Source organism: Bradyrhizobium altum (genome assembly GCF_020889705.1).
Classification (GTDB): Bacteria; Pseudomonadota; Alphaproteobacteria; order Rhizobiales; family Xanthobacteraceae; genus Bradyrhizobium; species Bradyrhizobium altum.
In genome coordinates, this window is sequence record NZ_JACMYP010000018.1 from 42,073 (window position 1) to 63,523 (window position 21,451).

Annotated in this window: 15 protein-coding genes and 2 pseudogenes; 13 read left to right on the plus strand and 4 right to left on the minus strand. The window is 58.8% G+C overall.

The features are described 5' to 3' along the window. Nucleotides 1-18: 18 nt before the first annotated feature. From H8B02_RS07990 to H8B02_RS08005, 4 genes and pseudogenes are all read left to right on the plus strand, one after another. Nucleotides 19-228, plus strand: a pseudogene (locus H8B02_RS07990) (hypothetical protein); the annotation flags it as partial. A gap of 394 nt (nt 229-622) precedes the next feature. After that, on the plus strand, nt 623-928 hold the full coding sequence (locus tag H8B02_RS07995) for a hypothetical protein (RefSeq protein WP_229165719.1): 306 nt from the start codon (nt 623-625) through the stop codon (nt 926-928). Nucleotides 929-1,453: 525 nt separating this feature from the next. Continuing rightward, complete coding sequence (locus tag H8B02_RS08000; RefSeq protein WP_229165709.1) at nt 1,454-2,233, plus strand: DUF3050 domain-containing protein; 780 nt, start codon at nt 1,454-1,456, stop codon at nt 2,231-2,233. Nucleotides 2,234-3,504: 1,271 nt separating this feature from the next. Further along, nucleotides 3,505-4,008, plus strand: coding sequence for a DUF29 domain-containing protein (locus H8B02_RS08005; protein WP_229165710.1), 504 nt, complete (start codon nt 3,505-3,507; stop codon nt 4,006-4,008). An 828-nt stretch (nt 4,009-4,836) separates the two neighbouring features. On the opposite strand, the gene H8B02_RS08010 is transcribed toward H8B02_RS08005, so the two are convergent. Together H8B02_RS08010 and H8B02_RS08015 are read right to left on the minus strand one after the other, a co-directional pair. Then, nucleotides 4,837-8,304, minus strand: coding sequence for an ATP-binding protein (locus tag H8B02_RS08010; RefSeq protein WP_229165711.1), 3,468 nt, complete (start codon nt 8,302-8,304; stop codon nt 4,837-4,839). Between the two features lie 709 nt (nt 8,305-9,013). Then, nucleotides 9,014-10,383: pseudogene (locus tag H8B02_RS08015) on the minus strand (transposase). A 254-nt stretch (nt 10,384-10,637) separates the two neighbouring features. Here H8B02_RS08015 and H8B02_RS08020 point away from each other — a divergent pair. Both H8B02_RS08020 and H8B02_RS08025 read left to right on the plus strand, forming a co-directional pair. After that, a complete protein-coding gene (locus H8B02_RS08020) occupies nt 10,638-11,525 on the plus strand; it encodes a dienelactone hydrolase family protein (protein WP_229165712.1) in 888 nt (295 codons plus the stop codon). Nucleotides 11,526-11,617: 92 nt separating this feature from the next. Then, nucleotides 11,618-12,205, plus strand: a complete 588-nt coding sequence (locus tag H8B02_RS08025) for an invasion associated locus B family protein (RefSeq protein WP_229165718.1) — start codon at nt 11,618-11,620, stop codon at nt 12,203-12,205. A gap of 228 nt (nt 12,206-12,433) precedes the next feature. Here H8B02_RS08025 and H8B02_RS08030 read toward each other — a convergent pair whose 3' ends face one another. Then, a complete protein-coding gene (locus H8B02_RS08030) occupies nt 12,434-13,069 on the minus strand; it encodes a tyrosine-type recombinase/integrase (protein WP_229165713.1) in 636 nt (211 codons plus the stop codon). A 282-nt stretch (nt 13,070-13,351) separates the two neighbouring features. Between H8B02_RS08030 and H8B02_RS47960 the strand changes: the two genes are divergently transcribed. Then, nucleotides 13,352-13,888, plus strand: coding sequence for an ABC transporter substrate binding protein (locus H8B02_RS47960; RefSeq protein WP_283842157.1), 537 nt, complete (start codon nt 13,352-13,354; stop codon nt 13,886-13,888). Then, nucleotides 13,824-14,327: an ABC transporter substrate binding protein gene (locus tag H8B02_RS47965; RefSeq protein WP_283842158.1), complete on the plus strand. Its 504-nt coding sequence runs from the start codon at nt 13,824-13,826 to the stop codon at nt 14,325-14,327. The genes H8B02_RS47960 and H8B02_RS47965 overlap by 65 nt, the downstream gene beginning before the upstream one ends. Nucleotides 14,328-14,415: 88 nt before the next feature. On the opposite strand, the gene H8B02_RS08040 is transcribed toward H8B02_RS47965, so the two are convergent. Then, nucleotides 14,416-15,387 (minus strand): ABC transporter substrate-binding protein, encoded by a 972-nt coding sequence (locus H8B02_RS08040; RefSeq protein ID WP_229165714.1) that lies wholly within the window; start codon nt 15,385-15,387, stop codon nt 14,416-14,418. 220 nt (nt 15,388-15,607) lie between these two features. Here H8B02_RS08040 and H8B02_RS08045 point away from each other — a divergent pair, with 220 nt between their 5' ends. The 5 genes from H8B02_RS08045 (at nt 15,608) to H8B02_RS08060 (ending at nt 21,287) form a co-directional block, all read left to right on the plus strand. Next, entirely contained in the window at nt 15,608-16,978 is a 1,371-nt protein-coding gene (locus H8B02_RS08045) for a cache domain-containing protein (protein WP_312000713.1), read from the plus strand. Beyond that, the gene (locus H8B02_RS48450; RefSeq protein ID WP_312000714.1) at nt 16,969-17,376 is read left to right on the plus strand and encodes an adenylate/guanylate cyclase domain-containing protein; all 408 of its coding nucleotides are present in this window, start codon (nt 16,969-16,971) and stop codon (nt 17,374-17,376) included. Before H8B02_RS08045 ends, H8B02_RS48450 begins: the two co-directional genes overlap by 10 nt. Nucleotides 17,377-18,165: 789 nt before the next feature. Further along, nucleotides 18,166-19,272 (plus strand): ferritin-like domain-containing protein, encoded by a 1,107-nt coding sequence (locus tag H8B02_RS08050; RefSeq protein ID WP_229165715.1) that lies wholly within the window; start codon nt 18,166-18,168, stop codon nt 19,270-19,272. Nucleotides 19,273-20,053: 781 nt separating this feature from the next. Next, a complete protein-coding gene (locus H8B02_RS08055; RefSeq protein WP_312000717.1) occupies nt 20,054-20,581 on the plus strand; it encodes an ester cyclase in 528 nt (175 codons plus the stop codon). A 181-nt stretch (nt 20,582-20,762) separates the two neighbouring features. Next, the gene (locus tag H8B02_RS08060) at nt 20,763-21,287 is read left to right on the plus strand and encodes a hypothetical protein (RefSeq protein WP_229165716.1); all 525 of its coding nucleotides are present in this window, start codon (nt 20,763-20,765) and stop codon (nt 21,285-21,287) included. The last annotated feature ends 164 nt before the right edge of the window (nt 21,288-21,451 follow it).

The window sequence follows — 21,451 nt, forward strand, 5'->3', positions numbered from 1 at the left end:
GCAGTGGTCTCCGCTCTGGAGGCGGGCCTCATCAATACAAAGGGGTTTCGGGTTCGCTTGCCCATCCGCGGCCGCGCCGACCCCGTCGAGATCGATTCACGAAAGCTGCCAAGCCAAGTGTCCTCCTCAGGAGCTAACGAGGTCAATCCGCACGAATACGATCTTATCGGCCTAGCGATGCAGGAACCTCAATACGGATCGGCCGGCGTGCGAGAGTTGCTGGATGCATCAGGGCAAACGGCTCAATATCGGCTATCCAAGAGCGGTCGTCACACTCGGCCGCTCTTGGTTGCTGTCAGCTTTTTGACATTCGACGACACCTTGAATTCATTTCGCTTTCCTTCGACCTTGATCACTTTGGCTTCGGATCAAAGATCACGGCCGACTGGCGTCGGCAAGGTGCCCATGCCGGCCCTGCTCACACCACATTGGCGTGGACACTCATTCAACCGCACACCTGAACGGGGTGCTGGCGCCAACCATGAGCAGTGTGCACGCGTCGCGGAACCACATAGCAACTGCCGTTGTCGTTGTATGAACCGCTGGAAGCATAGGGATAGTCGTAGTTGTAGTTGTCATAGTAATCGTACGGTCCGTAGAACCCTCCGCCAAATACGAAGCGGTGCCCGAAGTCGCGATCGCGATCGCGGAATTCATGACCATGAAATTCACCGCCGCGGAAGCCGCCATCACGGAAACCGCCGGCTATGCCTCCATGGAAGGCACTTCCTCCGAAGCCGCCGCCACGGAATCCACTGCCGCCGTAGCCGCCATTATGGAAGCCGCCGCCTCCGAAGCTGCCGCCTCCGTGGAAACCGCCACCACCAAAGCCGCCTCCATGGCCACCACCACCACCACCTCCTCCTCCTCCGCCACGCGCCAACGCGATGCCTGGCGAAACCAGGCTGACGGACGCAACTGTCAGTAACGCGATAACCGTCTTACGCAACATAACCATCCTCCGTCAGAGAGATCGCTCCCAACCACGACGCTCCTTGCAGGTGGCAATCGCTTTGGAGACTCGCCAATCACGTCGACGAGCGCGCTGCTCAACTCCGCGCGACTCACGCGCCTGATTAAATTCAAAGTGAGGGAGAAGTTGTGCGCGGTCTCGCACTGCGTGTTCAAGTGATGCTGCTGTTACAGATGTAGCTTGATTTCGACTCATCCAACAAGAAGCTGCGGTCCAAGAAAATCGAACCCGAACAAAACTGAGAAGCAGCGATGCGGCTGAGCAGTTTTCATGATGTCTTATCTCCCGCCGCATGGACGACGCTCACTAACATCTCATAGTAAATCCGTATCACGCACCACTGATAGTGAAATCCGTGTCACGCACGACTGACTCGTGAAACTCTTGTTTCTCGCACGACACAAAAAGAAATAGCGCGTCTAAACCTGGCTCACCCTTCAACCCAGAGCCAAGGTCAAACATGCCGAATAGAGGTCAAACATGTCGAAACAGGTTCGTGACCACCTAGCTACTCTTCGCGCGGGGCTGCTGGACCACCCAATTTACGCGGAGGTCGCTTCTGTCGAGGATCTGAGGCGATTCATGGAAGATCATGTCTTCGCCGTCTGGGATTTCATGTCGCTGCTGAAACGGCTCCAGCAAGACCTGACATGCACAAAAGTGCCGTGGTTTCCTGCGGACAATGCACGGGCTGCGCGCTTGATCAATGACATCGTGATTGGCGAGGAGACAGATGTCGATCCGAACGGCTCTTATGTCAGCCACCTCGATCTCTACCTTCGCGCCATGGCGGACGTCGGTGCCAGCACCCGCCAATTCGAAACATTTCGCTCGTTGGCGCGAGTCGGTACTTCGGTCGAAGCGGGTATGGTGCGCGCCGGCGTTCCGCCTCATGTCCGAGCCTTTGTCGCGCATACGATGACGCTGGCCCAATCGGGGTCGACGGAAGAGGTCGTATCGGCATTTTTTTACGGCCGCGAGGATATCATTCCGGAGATGTTCAGCAGGCTTCAGAAAACGCTGCCTGGCACGAAGGACAACAAGGATCGCTTGCGTCATTTCATCTACTACATCGAGCGGCATATCGAGCTCGATGGTGACAGTCATGGTCCAATGGGGAGGGAACTACTGGACAATCTGGTCGCGGACTCGCCGCAAAGGAACGAACGCGCTCAGCGCGCCGCGTGCAACAGCATCCAGGCGCGGATCGAGCTTTGGAATGGCACATTAAGCACCCTTCGCGCCGCGCGCGCCGCGTAAAGGCCGCGTCCGAAATGTAAGCCGTCGGACAACCGCCGAGTCCGAGGGCTGAAAGGCGCAAGCTAGGAACGCAAGAAGAAGACCCGCCGCTCCCCTGGGCGGCGGGTCATTCCCGCAGACCCAGCAGCGATAGGACAAGTCAAAAAACTCTATCCCGGGCGTTAGTGTGTCTGTCATTTGCACTGTCGTCCGTTGTAGAGCGATCGCTCTACGCGAGAGAGGACGATTTGTGCCACACGATCAGCGGCGATCGACCGCATTGCTCCCGGTTTCAGCGCGGCGTGGTGCTTTCAGCACACAAAGATCACGCTTTCGAAAGACCTTACGGCCTAAGCGTCACAAATACGTGGAATCAGTCCTACGCACTTTCTTCGAAGGACTCGCTGAACTATGTGGTTTGGCGTCGGGGCCCGCAGACCCCCGGCCATTCCAAGACGGCTCGCCGTCCAAGTTCTGCTCACCGCTCGAGGTGTTGAGTCTCGGGGGCTGAGCATATGGACGGAATATGAGCCGCATTTCTCCGAAATGTCCCGCTAGTTTCCATTGGTTCCGTCGAGGCGCGCTTGGTTGTCCCGGTGCGGTAGAGCCGGCTGAGGCGTTACGATGAACTTGGTGTCGTTTGCATTGCGGCGTCCGATCTCGCTTTTGACGATAGTCGTAGCCGTTGCTTTGATGGGCCTTTTGGCTGCCGGTCTCTCCGATCTGTGCGAACGCAGATAGGAAGGACTCGGGCACGACGGTCGGCAGTTCGGTGCCGCGCTGGCTGAACGTGGCCCTGAAGGCTTCGGCTACAGCCGCGCCTACGAACGGAACCTTTCGCGATAGTTCGCGGACGTTGTAGAAGTCCTTGAAGCGCGAGGTGCCGGTGCCAAGCGATACGATGGCCTCGAATTTCTGGCTATTCGGATTTCAGTGTGCATCCGCGGTTGGATTCACGTTTTCCCGAACTGATGTGCCCGTCACACCGCAATGCCGCCCACGCGATGGTCTTTTGGCCCGGGGCGCCGAAGAGGAGCCTCCCCGGAAGAAGGGCGCTTCTGGGTTTAATGTGATGGTGATGGGAAAGGCAAATGTTTACGGCATGGAAGTAGCAACTTGGTGTCTACAAGGGGGCCAATAAAGGCGACCGACCGCTAATTGCTGGGTTCCACAAGATTGCCGGAAAGCCTATTGCGGTCCCGAACAACGTGCGGCAGCATTGATGGCCGACGCTTCCGCCCCCTTGGATTATGCTAAGCCCGTCGTTATCTTGAGGGTGTTCAGAGGCTTCCATGCTCACGAAACAGGCCAGTAAATACGACACCGATTTCTTCGGTTGGACCCAGGAGCAAGCCGGCTTACTGCGGGCAACTCCGCCGGAAGACGCACGTCTGGACACCGAAAATCTGGCCGAAGAGATTGAAGACATGGGACGTGCCGAAATCCTGGCGATGCCCAGCTTACTTCGACAAACCCTCATCCACCTGTTGAAATCAGCCATCGAGCCTGACAGTCAGGCCATAACACATTGGTTCGATGAAATCGTCACGTTCCAAGGCGACGCTGTCCTGGCGTTTTCACCCAGACTGAGGCAACGAATCGATCTCGAAAAAATCTGGCGTGTCGCATGCAACGGAGCTACTCGTACCTTGGAGAAGCGTGGGGTTGTCGTCCCTCAATTGCCGTCGACCTGTCCGTTTTCGCTGGATGACCTTCTCGATCCAGAGTTCGATCCCGAATCGGCGACAGAAACTCTGTCCGCCGCCATTCAATCAGTGACCAAACATAGCATCTGAAAGCCTTGAGACTCACTCTTGGGGAAAAATAGCTTCCCGGAGTTCTCCCGAGCGCGAATGCCGCTCCTTATTGCCTATCGGCGTCCAAGCTTGGGGACTAGGCCCACGGATGCAAGTCAGTTCGGAAAAGCGTGAACTGCGTCGGAAGTTCACACTGAAATCCGGAAAGCCGAAGACAGGCGTACTACGACGCTTTGGAGCGCGCGCAAAGGGGCGATCTTAACGTCACTAACTGGCTTCTCTGGTTCCTGGCTTGTCTAGACAGGGCAATGGCGAGGTATTTTTAGGTAAAGCGCTCCGCTCGGCCTGGCTTCAGCGGCGGATAACGTTCTTCTTGCGTGGACTAAGCCGGGCCCTTCGCGTGGAGGTATCGAGGCATGGCTTAAAGCAGAAGGCCCCGACACTTGCACTCGGGGCCCTTCGAGAACATCAGGCGCAGGTATGTCCGCCACGCCTGACCGATAAAGCTCATGGCTTTTACCCGCGATCACGAGCAAAGCTGTGACAGCGAGGCTGCGCTAACGTTGACGCACTTCAAATGTCTGCTTGTGGCCCCCAAGGCGAAGAAGCCGGGAATACCGTGCCGGGTCCGCTGCTAGGGGTAGATCGGACCCGTCCCCTCGCGAACCTCGACTGGCGCTTTTGACCCGGAGCAGAACGGCTTGGTCGCCGCGAGCAGATCACCTGTTAAGGGCATGCCGGACTTGACTCAGTAAAGTCGGGATGTCCAAACTTGGGCCGAAGCGAACGCTGCAATTCATTTGCGATGCGTGGTGACGGCGGTCAGGCGTAAGCGCGCGGATGGCGGCCGGGGGCGCCTCGGTTTCCTCAGACACGCCTGCTCCATTGATGGTCTCCGGGCATTTCCGCCCCCAGTTCATTCGCCAGCTCGAGCGCTTCCTTGACATCAGACGTAAGCAGACCTTCCGTGAACGTTCGGACGACGGATAGCAGCAGCTCAGCCGCTCGCGCGGGTTCGCCAGAATGTCGCCATAGGCGCGCCAGGCTGACAGCTGACCGCAATTCGAAGGACCGCGCGCTTTGCCTGCGCGCCAGCTCGATCGAGGCGAGAAATAATCGCTCGGCGGATTCGACGGACGATGATTTCGCGTAATTGAGCGTCATCTCACCTTGCAGACGATAGATCTCGGCTTCGTAAAAATGCTCTCCCGTTCTTCCGCCGATCGCCGCTGCGCTGTCGAGCTCGCGCAAGGCAGCATCCGGCAAGCCGGCACTTGCAAAAGCCTTCGCGAGCAGGCTCCTGAACCAGCAACTGGCGAGCCAGGCGTTCATGGCCTCGTAGCCGTCGATGCCTGTTCGCATCTGGTTCAATCCCTCATCGACATCCCCAAGCTCGGTCATCGCCCATCCGCGCAGGATGGTTGTCTGATACTTCCAATGCAGGAAGCCGTGTTCAGATGAGAGCATCAGCGCCCTGTTGGCGTAATCCCGGGTTGCTTCGACATCGCGAAGATGCTGGCAAACGTAAGCGCCGAAGGTCAAAGCAAACGACAGCGTGAAGGGGTGGCGAAGGTTTTCAGCCTCCGAAATGGCCTGCTGGCTATACTGGCGCGCCGCGTCAGGACGGCCGAGAAACCACAAGAGATATCCGAGGTACGACAGCGAGACGACGCCAGGATGGATGCCGTGCGTGGCCGTCAGCGCGCCGTGCGGCTCCGGACTGTACAGGCTCCTAAAGCGCCGAAGATGATGTTCGGCGGCCACAAATCGTCCCCGGTACAGCATGGTCATCGCAATCGCCCGATGCGCCTCGATGAGATATCCGGTCTGTTGCGCCACGGATGTTTTTTGGTCCAATGCCTCGCGCCTTGCGAACTTCAGAAGCTCCGCGCTCAGTTCATGCGCCCGCGCGAGATCGCCGCGGATGAAGTGGCACACCCAAAGTCCGCGCGTCGCCGCAAAGACCTTCGCCCTGTCGTCGAGATGCCGGCCGAGCTCGAGCGCTCGAACATAATTTTCCTCGACCTCCTGCACGGCATATCCCTTGGCCGCGATCAGGGCGGTCCCCAGGGCGATGCGAAGCTCCAGCTCGGACTCGTTTCGGCCCTGCATGCCGGGTGAGCCTTGCAGAACGGCGAGCCCACGACGCAGATGGCCGATCGCCTCCAGAGTGGCGCCCTTCATGGCGGCCTGCTTGCCTGCCTTGAGCCAGAAACTCGCGGCCGGCTCGCTCTGGCCTGATTCGGTCAGGTGGTAGGCGAGAAGTTCCGGCTCGCGTTCGGTCTTTTCCGGATATTTTTCGGCCAGCACACGCGCGATCTTCGCATGCAGCGTTCGTCTTTCCCTGTGCAACAGACTTTCATGCGCCGCATTCTGGATCATCACATGCCTGAATGAGTACAGCGCCTCCGGCAGGAAACCGAAGCGGACAATCAATCCGGCTGCCTCCAGATGGTTCAGGGCGGCTTCGATCTGGCCCGCCGCCGCATCGGCAACCTCGCGGAGGATCTCGTAGGAGAACTCGCGGCCGATGGTGGCGCCGATCTGCGCGATTCTCTTGAACGACCCCATCCGATCAAGGCGGGCCATGAGGGAATCGTTCAGTGTCGCCGGAATCGCGAGCTGATGCCATGGACCGGACAAGACGTAGTGTCCATGCTGCTCGGTCAGGACGTCGGACTCAAGAACGGCCTTAGTCAGCTCTTCAAGGAAGAGTGGCACGCCATCGGTCTTGACGATGATGTCCTCAACCACCTCCCGGGGAAGCTGCCTGTCTCCCGCCACGCGTTCGACCAATGTCGTGCGGACTTGTCGACCGAGACGCTTCAGGTTCGCAGTCACGGCATGCGCGCGCTCCTTCCAGTCGGGCTGAAACTCTGGACGACCGGTGATTACGATGAGGATCGACGTGTTGCGAGCGTTCTCCACCAGGAGATCGAGTACGTCCCGCGAGGTGGGATCGATCCAATGTGCGTCCTCAAAATCGATCAGAAGCGGTTGCTCGCGCGCTTGCGCGAGCAGATGGTTGACGAGCGTGGCAATGGTCGCATCCTTCTGCTGTTGCGGCGAGAGATCCAGGACCGTGTAGCGGTTCCCGGTGGGAATTGAAAGCAACGCCGCAAGGATCGGCACCACTGTTTCCGCCTCGCCATTCGAGGCGGCAACACCAGCTTCAAGGCTGGTTAACCACCGCGCAGACGCGCTTTCGCCGTCAAGGCCGAGTGCGAATTTGAGCTGCGCGATGAAGGGATGGAACGCGGTGCTGCTGTAATACGGAGAGCACTGGAACGAAACCCGTCCGTGCTGATCGCTTGCGATCCGCTCCCGCAGTTCCTGGACGATCCGGGACTTTCCAATTCCCGGCTCGCCCGTCAGCAGCACAACCTGGCCCTCACGGGCTTTCGCTTGCTGCCAGCGCGTGAGCAGCAACGCCACCTCATCGGTGCGGTTGACCAGCGGCGTCAATCTGGAGCCCATGGCTGCGGCAAATCGCGTTTCCGCGCGGGAGGTCCGAACCACAAGCCAGGCCCGAGCCTTCGCGGATATCCCCTTTAGCGCGTAAAATCCGAGGTCCTGGTAGTCGAACTTTCCTTTCAGCAGGGATTGCGTCGAAGACGCTATGACGACGCCGTCTGGAGGCGCCAGGGTCTGCAGACGGGCAGCCAGATTTGGCGTCTCGCCGACTGCGGAATCGCGCTCCTCGGTGTCCTGTCCAACCAGATCTCCGACGACAACAAGGCCGGTCGCAATTCCGATGCGCACACTGGGCCCATGACTGGTGACTCCGCGAGCGTCACTCGCTCTCGCAGACGACAGGCTCCGTACAATTTCGAGCGCCGCGCGCACCGACCGCTCGGCGTCATCCTCATGCGCGTTCGGATAGCCGAAATAGACTAGAATGCCGTCCCCGAGGTAACGGGCAGCGAAGCCTTCGTACCGCTTGACCACGCTGACGCACTTTTCCCTGAAGCTCGCGATCATGTCGCGGACGTCTTCGGGATCGAACTGTTCGGACAGCGAGGTCGATCCGACCATGTCGCAGAACATCACGGTCAGCTGGCGCCGCTCGGCGCTCGCCGCTACGCTTTCTGCGACGCTCCTACCGCCGGCCGCACCTTGTGCCGAACGGGTCAGGGAAGCGACCGCGCGTTGCAAGCGCTTGCGATCTCCGAGCGGAAGCCCAAGTTCGACCAGATCCTGTTCGGTCAGATCGGGCAGGACGTCCAAACCGATACGATGCTGCACAAAGAGCTCGCTGTACTGGCCGAGGTTAACGGTTTCGAGCCAGTGCTTGAGAGCAGCCTCCATATCCGCGCTCGGCTGTTTCTCCGGCATAGTGATCCGTCCGACTGCGGGCCATCAGCGACTATGGGCCTCGTTCGACGATGCCAAGGCTTAGTTTACCTCAGACTGGACGCGTTCACAAAGTGCGAAGACAATGACCCAGGCTGATCAAGGAGGACTCTGCCCTCAGTCGCTCAAATATTTCGAGATAGCGCGCGCGAATCTTGCAAGCCCGTTGAGCGAACTGGATGATCGACCGTTCATCGATAACGAGTGCGCATGTCCAATTGGGGCCCATCGCGACGAGTTCAGCAGGCCTTTCTCGGAGTTCGTTTCGGGGGCAGAGCCGACGCGATTTGCTGGCCACGAGTATTACGGGTCGTGGACCCGAAGCCGACGATCAATATCCTTATCGCGTATAGAGATTTGCTTCACGCGAGATCAGAGCAGAATTGATTGCTCGAACGCTGCATCGTTGAATTAGAAGGTTTCACGGCAGCAGCGTATTATCGCGGTATTTAATGCGCAAAGTTGTATTAGAGCAAGCGGGGAGTTATCCGACAGCCACCCTGTCCCAACGCCGCCAGCCGTCGTCGGATCGTTTCAGAAACGAAGTCCTACTACTCAAATGGAGTACTTCCGCTTGTGGCAGATTTTGTTTGCAAAAGTCGGTTGTAACCGATGGATGTCGGTCGGCCATTCGCTAAGGGCCGAGCGGCTTTGGCCCGCCGACCCTGACGCTCTCAACGCAACTCCTACGCTACGCAATACACGGGGTCTGAGCAGGTGGTGGTCGCGCAACCAGCGAAGCGAGACGCCTCAGATTCTGAGCGATGGCAGCCAGAACAAACTCATCCTGGGCGCCTTGTGGGCCACGAAGGCGAAGCCGACCAAGCCTCAGAATGCGCTTCAAGTGCGCGAACCGCATCTCGACCTTCTTGCGCTCGCGGCGGGACCGCTCAAAGCCCTCGGTGCCAGCGAACGATCGGGCGACGTCTCGGGCATGCTCATGGATATCGCGCGGGATCTTGCGTGACGGCTCCTTTGGGCAGCACTGCGGCTTGAGGGGGCATACATCGCAGTCGAGCTTGCTTGCACGATATAGAAGCGTCTTTCCCTCGTGCACGGTGCCACTTGTTCCGAGCTGCTTTGTGCCCGGACAGTGGTAGACGTCGGCGGTCGGATCATATCGAAAGTCGCTGCGCGAGAAGGTGCCATCATCTCGCTTCGATTTGTCGAAAGCAGGAATATGCGGCGCGATGCCTTTCTCCTCGACCAACCAGTTCAGCATCGGAGCTGCCCCGTAAGCGGTATCCCCGACAAGCCTTTCCGGTTTGAGCCCGAAGCGCTCCTCTGTTCGCTCGATCATGGCCCTTGCTGCGCCGACCTCGGCCTGGCGAATGGCACGGGAGGCTTCGACATCGAGGATGACGCCGAACTTCACGTCGATGAGATAATTGTCGGAGTAAGCGAAGAATGCCGGCCCCTTGTGAGCGCCGGTCCACTGGGCCGCGGGGTCGGAGAGCGAAACGAACTTCGGAATAACATCGCTGGCAGCGCCCCACGCCGTATCGTCGAGGTCGCTAGATACTCCTTCACCGCGCGGCTTGACCTCGCCGGAACACGAACCCTGCGCCAATCCTGACCCGCAATCGAGCGCTGCTTGTTGGCGTCGGCCGCAATCAGGCTCGCATCAACGGCAAAGCCTTCGCCACCAACCAGACCGGCTGCAATGCACGCCTCGACGACACGTTCAAACACGCGACGAAAAACATCCCCCGCGCGAAAACGCTCATTGCGGGCACGCGAGAACGCCGAATGATCCGGCACAGCATCCTCGATACCGAGTTTGCAGAACCAGCGATAGGCGAGGTTCACCTGCACTTCACGACGGATCAGCCGCTCCGAGCGGATCGCGAAGACATACCCCACGATCAGCATCCGGATCATCAGCTCCGGATCGATCGACGGGCGACCCGTGGACGAATAATGAGGAGCAAGTTCGCTGCGAAGCCAAGACAGATCGAGAGCAGTGTCGATCTTCCGCAGCAGATGATCTTCGGGGACCGCGTCGCTGAGATGAAGCTCGTAGAACAGTTGACCTTGGTCACTCTTCAGACGGCCCATCATGGATCGACCTCGTCGCGATTCGCGTCAACACAACGGAATCACGCTTGCCCGCCTGTCTCAACCGACCTTTGCAACAAAATCGGCCCGTAGGCGACCTTTGCTCAGAAGGCCGCGCTGTCTGCTTTCCGGAGGCAAGACGACCAAGCTCAAGCGGACCGCCATCGTCGGCTTGTGACCCAACGCGGACATTCGATGCTTGGATGTCTCCCTTAAAGGTTCTACGCTGTAGTGATAGACAGCAGGGGCACGTACCAATGCGGCGGCGGTACCTCATTGCACTAATTGCTGGCATTGCGGTTTTGCCGCTCGCGGCGCTCGCGCAGCAGGCTGCTCCCTCGATCGCGCCGCAGGTTCACGAGGAGATGTGGGCGATTCCCTCCTCGCCTGTCCCGATGCTCGCCTATTTGATCCGACCCATTGGGGGCGGTCCATTTCCACTTGTCGTGATGAACCATGGAGTTTCGCTTGACGCGACGGGGCGAAGCTACTTTCCCATGATCGAATTCCGTGACGCCGCACTTTGGTTTGCGCGACAGGGCCACGTGGTGGTCGCACCGGTACGCCCTGGATATGGCGCTACGGCGATCGAAATCCCCGAGCGCGGTCTGTTCGGGGTTTTTTTCTCGGGCGTGGGAAAATGTTCGGATGCTGAGTTTCGTGAAGCGGGGCTGGCCGTCGCGTCGATTGACAAGTGGGTCATCGACTACATGTCAACTCAGTCATTTATCAAGCGCAATGAGGTCATCATTGTCGGCCAATCGGGGGGTGGTTGGGGGGCGATTGCGCTTGGCAGTCAAAATCCGAAATCTGTGCGGGCGATCATTGGGTTCGCAGCCGGCCGCGGCGGCCACTTCAATGGCAAACCAAACAACAACTGTGCCCCTGATAAGCTGGTCGATGCCGTTGCCGAATTCGGCCGCACGGCGCGCGTTCCAATGTTGTGGATCTACGCCCGTAACGACAGTTATTTTGGACCTGATCTGTCAAAGCGGATGGCGGAAGCGTTTCGAGCCGCAGGCGGCAATGTCGAATATCGTCTGTTATCCGATTTCGGAGGGGACGGCCATTTTTTGATAGACTCGGCCGATGCCGTTCAACTCTGGGCGCCCATTGTCAGCGAATTCCTGGCCAAGCATCCATGAAAAGGAATTGCTTTATGGACATTCGGGTTCTGCACTCATCGGAACGATCAACCCGGTATCGATTCCTGGCTACTGGATCATTTGTGGTGTTCATGACGACCACAGTGATGGGGGTCGACGCGCAACAACTGGTGCCGTTTGGTGACGTCCCGGCGACCGAGAATTTTTCTGAGGCTGAGATCGCTACTCGGGGACGACAGCCAGATCGCCCGCTAACGTACGCGCCGTGGCGCAAGGTGTGTTTCAAGGCCACCCAAGAGGCCGGGTCGAAAATGGTTTGTCGCACGACCATCAACGGTAGATGGGACACGGGTCAGATCGCGCTCAGAGTCGATCTGATCGAACGAGAGGGCGATCCTGTTGGACGTCTGCAGATTTTCGTGCCCCCCGGATCATTCCTGCAACCCGGCATCAAATTGACTGTCGACCAGAGATCGCCCATGCAAATACCCTATGTCATTTGTCTCACTAATGGTTGCGTAGCCGGAAGCGTGGCGAATGCCAGCTTCATTCATGACTTGGAGACAGGCCAGATGCTGGCTTTGGAGGCCGTTAATTCCAATGTCGTGGGTGTGACCACCTCGCTTCCTCTTACGGAGTTTGCCAAGGTTCACCAAGGGGTGCCGGCGCAAGTGTTTGAGCAGAGGCTCGAAGGAGACTGGGAGCAATTGGGTCGATGAAACGTGGTACGTTCAAGTTGCGCCGCTCGGCAAACAGGAAGGCAGAGGAGCTTAGGGTGGAAAGCAGATTCTCCGGACGCTTTGAACCGCTTAATCACGATGGCTGCTATTGCTAACTAGGACCGTTCGATAGTCACCAAGGCCAGGTCTTTTTTGCGCATGAGTCCGGAAGTGGCCCGAAGGCGCCAAAATGGAACGGGCAGAGCATGTCCGCTCTGCCCGTTTATTTCAGACGTCAATCTGTTCCGCTATGGCGAGCGCGTCGTCAACCTCAATGCCCAGATATCTAACGGTGCTCTCGATTTTTGTATGGCCCAACAAGAGCTGCACGGCCCGCAAGTTGCCGGTCCTCCGGTAGATCAGAGTCGCCTTCGTTCGGCGCAGTGAGTGGGTCCCGAACGGGTGCGGATCGAGCCCAATACTGGCAACCCAATCGGACAACAACCGCGCGTACTGCCGAGTGGTTAAACTAGAACCGGCTCCCCGCCGGCCCACGAACAGATAGTCTCCCGGCCTCTTGCCCGCCGCCTTCATGTAGTCGTCGATCGCTTGTCGTGTCGTCTCGGTCAGTTCGAACTTGACCGGTCGACGAGTCTTCTTTTGGCGGACGGTGGCTCGGTCTGCAGCATAGCCGCCGGGCGCTACGTCATCGACCTTGAGTGCTACGACATCGCAGCCGCGGAGCTTGCTATCGATGGCGAGATTGAAGAGAGCAAGATCCCGGACCCGACCTTCGACTTGCAGTTTCGTCCGGATGGACCAGACGTGCTTTGGTCGAAGTGGCGGCTTTGCACCGACGACCTTTCCCTTATTCCATGGGACGCGCCTGGAGATGTCCTCGATGGTACTCAAGACTTCGGTCATGGCGACCTCCTCAATTAGTGAGGCCAGCCAGTTTCACCCCGGTGATCCTCCGGAACTGGAGTCAGCTTTCGGACGACTGCAGCCGAAATTGGATCGACATCGAATGCTCGAACGGCGCATTCTGACCCAATTCGGACTTCCCGAGTCAGCGCATGCTTTGCCGTTCATGCGCTTGGCCAGGCGGAGATGCACTGAACGCCGGGGTTCCTTAATTGCCCCGACTAGCCTGCCGCAGAGTGCTAGTCTCGCGATCAATAGGCCTGTCCTTGGAAGGGTGGACACATGCGGCGGCGAGAGTTCATCAGGCTTGTATTGTGGAGCGCCGCCACGTTGCCGCAGATGAACGCCCGCGCACAGCAGGCCTTCCCGGTTATCGGTGTCTTAGGAAGCTCAACGGCTGGTGACTATGGTCCAATGATAGCCGCCTTCCGGAAAGGGCTGGGCGAAACGGGCTATTTCGAAGGGAGGAATGTTGGCTTCGAATACGCATGGGCAGATGATCATTATGATCGGCTCCCTGCGCTGGCGACCAAGCTAACTGAGCGAAGAGTTAGCCTGATCTTGGCGGCAGCAACACCATCTGCGTTGGCGGCAAAGTCGGCGACTTCGACCATTCCCATCGTGTTTGCAATCGGCGGCGACCCTGTCAGGACCGGGCTGGTGACCAGCCTCAATAGCCCGGGCGGAAATGTCACGGGCGCGGCACATATTAACGTCGATACAGCGCCGACGGTTAGAACTGCTGCACGAGCTTTTGCCGAGCAGTACCTCGCTTGGGCTACTGACGAATCCGACGAATCCCCTAACGCCTTCAGTTGAGAGCGGAGTGACAGCGGCGGCCGAAGTCCTGGGTCTCAAGCTGACTATCTTTCACGCGAGCACCGACAGGGAGATCGAGGCGACGTTCAAGAACGCTGCCGGCTCAATCGCGGGAATGGTTATCGGTACGGACCCGCTGTTTACGAGCCGCGCCACGGCGTTGGGTGCAAAGTCCCTCGAATACAAGCTTCCGGCCATCTATCAGTATCGAGACTTCGTGGCAGCTGGCGGCACAATGAGCTACGGCGGCGACATTAAGGATTCCTATTATCGTGCGGGCGTCTACGCCGGGCGAATACTGAACGGACAGAAGCCGGCCAATCTCGCTGTGCAGCTTTCAACACGATTGGAACTCCTGATAAATCTGAAAACGACCAAGGCGCTCGGGTTAGAGCCACCCCCCGTGTTGGTTGCAGGCGCGGATGAGGTGATCGAATAACGTATGCGATGCTGCCGTGCATAAGTCTGGAAAGGCCCATCGGGTCGGTTCGCCGCCGCGGGCTGCACGGTGCGAGCCATCAATTCACTTACTCAATTACTCGATCGGCACTCGCCAGAAGCGACGATGGAATGGTCAGATTCAAAGTCTTCGCGGTACGCATGTTGATGGTAAACTCGAACGTTGTTGGCTGTTCAATTGGAAGATCGGCAGGGTTCGCGCCCTTCAAAATCCGATCGACATAATAAGCGAGTCGCCGGTACGATTCCGTAAGCTTCGGACCATAAGTAAAGAGCGCCCCGCTTTGGGCGAAAATTGGCCATCCGGATATGGCCGGCATATGCTTGCTCATCGCGAAATCAATGATCGTCTTCCGATTCTGAATCGCAAAGCCGTCGGCAAGAATGGAAATCGCCTGCGGCGGATCGTCGGCCATCCTCGCCAGGGAGTCCGCGAGCTTGTCCTGAGTTTCGGTGGGGAAGTAGTCGATCCGGAGTCCGAGCTGCCGTCCGGTCTCTTCGGAAAACCCGCGCTCGAGATGCGCGCCGGGATGCTCGGGGTTGCCAACAATTGCGACACGACGCAGGTCCGGGACTATTTCCTTGAGCAGGTCGAGCCGCTTTCCGTTCAGCTCTACCGCCATCAAGGTTAGGCCGGATTTGTTGCCGCGGGGCTTCGCGAGACTATCTGCAAAGCCTGAGGAAACGGGGTCCGCGCTAATCACGAATACGACAGGCAGATCGAGCGGAGGAAGTTCGAGTGCTGCTGTTCCCTGTGCCACGATGAGGTCGACCGGCAACCGCGTCAGTTCGCGGGCGAGTTCAGGTACACGACCGTCGATCCCCTCGCCGTAGCGATACTCGATCGTAAGGGTTTGTCCTTCGTTGTAGCCGCGCTCGCTGAGGCCCTGGCGGAATGCCTCAACATAGGGCGCAAGGCTTGCCGCCGTTTGAGCGGTGACCCAGCCGATGCGACGGGCCCTCTCCGTGGATTGCGCCGCCAAGGACTGCGGCACAAGGGTCGCGGCTAATGTCGAGGCAAGGAATGCGCGTCGATGCATTTTCGCGCCGCCTCCAAACGGACGTGGCTTTACAGTGGGTTCTTTGAGCGCCTTAAAGGTTCAGCGAGCCTGGGGCCAAGGCCGTCCCGGCCGATATTGGCCGTGGAACTGGCGCCTGTGAGGGCTGCTCGCCGTGGGGCGGGACTGGCCGGCTCGATGGTCCGCTCGGACATAGCGTGAGCCTGCTTTGGGCACGATGTCGTGGTAGTATCAGGTCGGAATGCTGCTTTTTCAAAAGGTACTCCACGTGCCGAAGCCGCACCGGACGCTTTTTGTCAAATATTTCTTCACGCTGTTCATTGCCGTGGTTTTGCCCTTGGCGTTGGGAGCGATGGGGGAAGCCTGGTTTGGCTATCGCGAGCAGCGCGTTCATCTCACCGAACTCCTCAGGACGGAATCCCGATCGGCCGCCGATCGGATTCAGACCTTCACCGATGGCATTCGCGACCAGCTTGGATGGCTCGTGCAGTTTCCCTGGACGGAAGGCCAGGACGAACAGCACAAAGTTGATGCTCAGCGCCTGCTGCGGCAGGTGCCGGCCATCTCCTCGGTTTCGCTGTTCGATGGAGTAGGCGTCCAGCACGCGATGGTATCCCGCCTGGCGATAAACCGCGTTGGCGAAGCGGCGAATCTTCCAAGTGACCCGGCCGTGGCCGAGTTGCGCGGGAGTGCGTCCAAGGTGTGGTACGGCCCTGTCCGATATCAGCGCGGCTCGGAGCCGCACATGACCATTGCTGTGAGCGGAAACCGGCAAGCGACCGGGTTCGCCATTGCGGATGTCAATCTCAAGCTGATCTGGGACGTGGTCACCACCATCAAGATCGGCGAGACTGGCGCGGCCTTCGTCATCGATGACACGGGCCGTCTGGTGGCTCACCCCGATATAAGTCTTGTCCTGCGCGGGGACGCGACAGCCAGTGCATTCAATCGTCTCCGAGACGATATCGCCAAATCCAACGGCTCCGCCGCCGAAACGAAAGATATCGAGGGTGATCCCGTCGTTGCCCTGGCCGCGAAAATCCCCAGCCTTAGATGGACGGTAGTTGTCCAGCAGCCGGCCGCTGAAGCGTTCGCCCCGATCCGCTCCGCGCTCTGGCGCTCCCTACTGTTGGTCGTTATCGGCACCTTGATTGCCATCGTTCTCGCGTATTGGCTGGCGCGACGAATGACCGGCCCGATCCGGCTGCTCGAAGAAGGTGCACAGCTTGTTGGTGCCGGACAGTTCGATCACCGCATCGCCATCTCAACAGGTGATGAACTCGAGCAACTGGCTGGCCGCTTCAATGAGATGGCAAGCGAACTAGGCCTTTCGAAGGAGAAATCGGATCGCATCAATCGCTTGAAGCGCTTCCTGGCACCCCAGATTGCCGACCTTGTCGAAAGAACCGGCGACGATGCCTTGCTAGAGGGTCAGCGTCGCGAAGTGGTGGCTGTCTTCGCCGACCTTCGCGGCTTCACGGCGTTTTCGAATCGCGCCGAACCCGAGACCGTCATGAAGGTGCTCGGTGCATATCACGAGGCCGTGGGAGCGATCATCGATCGTCGGGGGGCAACATTGACAACTTTGCCGGCGACGGCCTCATGCTGTTAGTCAATGCTCCCATGAGCTGTCCCGATCCGGCGTTTGAGGCCCTCAGCCTTGCAATAGAAATGCAATCGGTCGTTCAGGGCCTGACCGCCGGCTGGCGCAAGCATGGACACCGGATCGGCCTCGGAATTGGATTGGCCATGGGTCCTGCCACCGTAGGGCGCATCGGCTATGAAGGCCGACTCGATTACACCGCAATAGGAAGCGCAGTGAACCTTGCCTCGCGGCTGTGTTCAGCCGCAACCGACGGACAGATTTTGGTCGATGCGGTCGTTGCCACGGTGGTCGAAGGAAAGATACCGCTACAGGCTCTGGGAGCTATCGCTGTCAAGGGCTACGACCAGCCGGTGCCTATTTTTACCGTTGCAACAGGCGTCATCTCCGTATCGGGACGACCGTAGCGACCCCTTAGCCCGTTTTGGGGTCACCATGTATCGAGATATCGTGGGGGTGGGGACGAGTGTCGTCAAGTTTTCGTATGGCGACTTCCGATCTTGGCCCATCCCGACCAGTGCACCCGGCTGCCCAACTGTCTGCTGTGAGGTGTAGACCGGACCTTACCGAGACCGGACCAAACTGTAGCGATTGACCCAACTGAGACATAGCGTCCTTTTGGTCCTGGTGCACCTTGCCAGTTTCGAATCGATGGTGGGGCGCCACAGCCGATGAAGATGGGCACTACTCATTCGCCGTAGCGTTATGATGCCGCACGCAATCGCGCCTCGCCACCGCTGAACACACGCCGAAGACGCCGGACATTCTTCAGGGGTATCGGACGATCCTTCGGGGCAAGTAATGCCTTATGGAGAATGGGACCGACGCACCTTTCATAGATCGAAGCGCCATGCGTCACCTCCACGTCATCTCGAAGTCATGCATTTGTCGCGCGATCACCGATTCGTCATCGCCCGACACAACGAAAAACGAATCCATGATGGAATAGACCAGCATTAGTTTTGTTTGTCTCGGACGGCGAGAATGACTCACCCTCACAATCGCCGACGACGCAATCACCTGCTTCTTGCAATCACCTGCTTCTTGATTGCCTCAAGTGAGACTGGCTCACGGTCCCAATCGACCGTGGACTTCGACCTGAACAGCACACGGCCTGAGCGGACCGCACGAACGGCGGCGTTTACGCGCCCGCCAAGCAGATCACAACTCCTAATCTCATCTAACAGGGGAATGTCATGAACATAATGAAGTCATTCGTAGCTTTGACAAGCCGTCGTTCGATGTTGCGCGGCGGACTGGTGGGCCCGGGACTCATGGGGGCCGCGCTGCTGGCCGGGATGCCATCAACAAGCCTCGCTCGCGATTTCCGCGACGACAACGAACTCACGGAAGGCGATGTCGCCATCCTGCGCTTTCTCGCTGCCCTTGAAATCCTCGAGGCCGACCTGTGGGAGCAGTACAACGAACTCGGAGGGATCCGGGACAGCGAGCTCACGAGCGGCACCGGCATCCAGGCCTATACGAATGCCCTCAACAGCCTCGACGGCGACATGTCGCAATACATTCACGACAACACCGATGACGAGTTCAGCCACGCCAGTTTCCTCAACGCCTATCTTCAATCGAAAAATGTCCCCCAGGTCAGCCTGGAAAAATTCAGGAACCTGGAGGGCAGCCAGGCGACCGGCTCCTCCAGGAAAAGACGCCTGACCAACCTGATGCAACTCACCGTCGATACGTCGTGGTGGACGCGCTACCGCAGCAGCACGCTCAATCCCGATCTCGGCGATGTGTTCCCGCCGGCGGTTCCGTCCTTGGCCACGGGCGAGCACACGGCCATCCCGCGCACCGACGCAGACCTCAAGCCTCAGAGCCGCCTCCAGGCCATCGCCAACACGGCCGCATTCCATTTCGGAACCATCGAACAGGGTGGCAGCAGCCTGTATCCGTCGCTGGCGCTGCGCGTCAGCAATGTAGAGGTGCTGCGCATCCTCCTGGCCATCGGACCGACGGAGACCATGCACTTCCAGGTCTGGCACGACAAGGTCGGCAATGTGGTGCCGATGACCGATCCGGTCACCGGCCTGACCTTCCCCGACCTCGCCAACTCCACCGACGAGAACCTGAAGGCCAACCTGATCATGCCTGAGCCCACGATCTTCAGCCGCAAGTTCCCGAACACCCCCGTCTCGATCATCCGTCCGACCGAGACACGCGGGGCCGCGATGGGGGCCGTGAACGCGCTCACGGCGGACGGCCTGTTCAAAGGCCAGTCGCTGGACTTCTTTGCCTTCCTCCAGCAACTGGCGAGTGAAGCCGACGAGGCGCAGCGCGAAATCTGACGTGATTGCCGGCTTCGCCGGCACCGGTTCTGCCCGAGCGCCGAGGCCGTCCGGAGCGGCCCGGCGCTCGACTCTACGTTTGCTCCGGTTCTTACCAAAGGTATGCCAGGATAGTTGCCGGGTCTCGCTACGGTGTCATTTCAATAACGGCAAGCGATTACGGTCGTAACAGTCGGCTCGGTAGACGCCATCGACGCAGATGAAGGGGGTCCGCTCATCGTCGCTAATGCCGGCAGTCCATTTCCGTATTTGGCCCGTTTGCGACATGCCGATAGGCGCCGACCAGTCTGCTCGTTGGGCAAGATCGGAAGTCGCGGTCGCGGTGTCAGAACGACGCGATTGACCCTCAGCAGACTTCTGCCGAACTGCTTGCCGATCCGATTCAGGCAATCTTTTTCTGAGGCACCACTTTCGTGAGTCCTGTCTCTGAAACGGGGTCTGGACCGGATTGGACCATTCCGTCGCCTCTTTCGAAAAGTTCGGATCGCGGGTCGATTCGCAGGCGGTCGAAAAGCGCTTGCAACTCAGGCCGAAGCCCGTCGCCGCAGAGCGCGGTAATCGAGTGAAATTTACGCATGGCGGTGTGCTCCTGTGTGTTTGGCCACAGTAGGAGACTTGGGCTCGCGAGCCACCCGATTACCGATAATTGACGACGTTCAGCAAGACGGCCTCGCGGGATGACAACTCGGAAATCGGGTGGCCCGCTCATGCTCGCAAGGACAACGAATATGCGAGCGGCTGTGCCGTTCGTGGAATCGATAACGTACCCGGAGGCGACTCGATGCCAGAAGATAACAAGATCGTCGTAGCGCGATGGTTCAAGGAGTTTTGGGGAAATCCCTGGAATCCCCGCATCGTCAACGAGCTCGCGACAGCCGACATTGTCGTGCACTACCCGATGCATGGACCCAAGAAAGGGCGCGCCGCGGTGCTGACGTTCATGACTGAATTTCGCGAAGTCTTTCCCGATCTGAATTTTAGGGGCGTCGGCGATTTCCTCGCAGACGGCGACCACGTCGTCGGCCGATGGGAAGGCGGCGGCACTCACACTGGTCCGGCGTTCAGCGATTTCCGCCTGGGTTCGATTCCCGCGGCCTCAGGCCGCAAGATGAAATTTGCCGGCACGACCGTGTTGCGTCTGCAACAGGGACGGATCGCCGAGGAGTTAGGACAGGAAGACGCGCTGAGCGCTATGCTTCAGCTCGGTCTGATCCGCCTTCCCGAACTTGAAATCGTTCAGGAGCGACCCGGCGGTCCTTTGCCGCCCGGATGGAATAACATGTCTCGGCCTTCAGAAACCGGCCACTGAGACTTCCACCATTCTTAGACAAGGCCGCAAGTCGCCTCTTGGCCCCTTCGCGACCTATTGCAGTGCCACACGAACTTGGTCGCTAACGGGGCATAGCGGAAATCGACAGGTCGCGATCTATTGCAGCGGGCGACGCTCGTGACCCGTTGCGGACATCGCAGCGAGTTGTCATTCTCTTGCAATGATCAATAGCTGGCTTGCCGATCTGCGCACATGGGCGGTTTCTTTGGCTGCCTGTTGCACCCTTTGCACCAGCGCATTTGCCTGTCAGGGGCCAAGCTTCGAACGCGGCATCGTATTCGAGCACGTCCCGACCGACATCGACGCACCGGTCGTCATAGAAGCCACGATCTATGACGAGACGCAGGTGGGCGACGCTTGTGGCAATCAGATGATCGTAATGAACGCGCGAGTTGATCGTGTGATTAGGGGATCGATCGATGCCAAGTACTTGAGGATATTTGTCTACATCGGAGGCTGCACCCGCGTTGGCGTCGGACAGGGTATCGTTCTCGGAACGCTTCGAGACGATCCTGTGCGCGGGATTATGTTGGAAGCAGTCGCGAGGGCAAACATGCGCGCGTGGTCCAAAGAATTCGCGCAAAAGCAAACGGCCATTTTTAGTACCGCGAAGTGCAAGAAAAACGAGTTCGGTGCCCGTGAGTGCCGCCTTACCGGCACTGGCCCGGAGTGGGCCAAACCTTGAAATGCGATTCGGTCTGCTTCTGGCCCTTCGCGACATATTGCACCGCCACGTATCTTCGCTCGCTAACGGGGCATAGCAGAAATCGATAAGCCGGCGTCTATCGCAGAGGGCGACGCTCATGACCCGAACCGGACCAATGTGATTCGCCACGCTATCCCGCGCGG